The organism is Mesorhizobium sp. M1A.F.Ca.IN.020.06.1.1, from assembly GCF_004023265.1.
Lineage (GTDB): Bacteria > Pseudomonadota > Alphaproteobacteria > Rhizobiales > Rhizobiaceae > Mesorhizobium.
In genome coordinates this window covers 1-522 of sequence record NZ_RZSR01001742.1, presented here as the reverse complement: position 1 = coordinate 522, position 522 = coordinate 1, and the positions used below count along the sequence as shown (strand labels likewise).

Genomic DNA, 522 nt, shown 5'->3' with positions numbered 1-522 from the left:
CTATGAGGCGCTGTTGCAGGGCGGGCTCAAGCCCTGCCACACCCGCGCCAAGGCCCGATAGGGCCAAGGCGCGCTGCTCGGGCTGGTGAAGTCCCTCGGCGAGCGCAACGAGACGGGGTTGGAGCTCGGGCGCAAGCCCCGCCACGCCCTTTCCGAGGCCCCAGAGAGCCGAGGCGCGATACTGCGGCTCCGCAAGCGCCTCGACGAGCGCGACGAAACGGGGTTGGAGCTCGGGCGCAAGCCCCGCCACGCCCTTTCCGAGGCCCCAGAGAGCCGAGGCGCGATCCTTGCGTTTGGCAAGCCCCTCGAAGAGCGCGACGAGGCGTTCCTGCTGCACTCTGGTAAGGCAATTCAAGTTGGGCGCGAGGGATTGGATCACGCTGGGATAAATCAACACGGCAGAGGGGTCGACACCTGGCTGGGGCTCCGTCAACTTGTTCCAGATGGCTTGAACCCGGATAGCCCTTTGGCGGCTTTCTTGGGGCGGCACGACCACCATAGCGCCGACGCGCAGCTGTTGAT

At 66.7% G+C, this 522-nt stretch carries 1 protein-coding gene; it reads right to left on the bottom strand.

All coding sequences use genetic code 11. From position 1 onward, the window contains the following. Window positions 1-355 (bottom strand): hypothetical protein (locus tag EOA60_RS36650; RefSeq protein ID WP_206628482.1); only part of this gene is annotated, 355 nt, incomplete at its 3' end. Between the last annotated feature and the right edge of the window lie 167 nt (window positions 356-522).